The following is a 510-nucleotide window of genomic DNA, read 5'->3' on the forward strand; positions in this document are numbered from 1 at the left end:
GTCGACGACGACGCTTACGTCCGGAACCGTCCGCTCCGGGTCGAGAACGCCAGCGAGACGACCGTGGACCTCGGGGTCTCACGGAGCGGCACCGCGACCGTGACCGTCGTCGACGGGGAGAACCGGTCGCAGCCGGACGCGACCGTCCGGGTCCGCGAAGGCGGGCGGACGATCGACCGGGGCGAGACCGAGGCGGACGGGCGGTACGAGACGGCGCGCCTCGAACGCGGCGACTACGAGGTCGTCGTCGTGAAGCCCGGGTACCTGGAGGCGTCCGTCCCCGTGACCGTGGGGGACGGCGGCGAGGCCCGGGTCGCCGTCGAGCGAGGCGCCACGACGCTCGACGTGCGGGTCTTCGACGACCACTTCGACCCGCCGGTCCCGATCGAGACGGGGGCGGTGCGGGCCTCCTCCTCGGTGTTCGACGGGCGGGTGAGCGTGACCGACGGGACCGCATCGCTCACCGTACCGGTGAACGCCGTCTACACGGTCGCGGTCGTCAAGAACGGA

At 72.7% G+C, this 510-nt stretch carries 1 protein-coding gene; it reads left to right on the top strand.

Going from position 1 to position 510, the window contains the following annotated elements:
* The coding region (locus EXE41_RS18655) for a carboxypeptidase-like regulatory domain-containing protein (protein ID WP_137691800.1) at nucleotides 1-510 on the top strand (510 nt) is incomplete at both ends.

This window comes from Halorubrum sp. SD690R (genome assembly GCF_005435035.1).
GTDB lineage: Archaea > Halobacteriota > Halobacteria > Halobacteriales > Haloferacaceae > Halorubrum > Halorubrum ezzemoulense.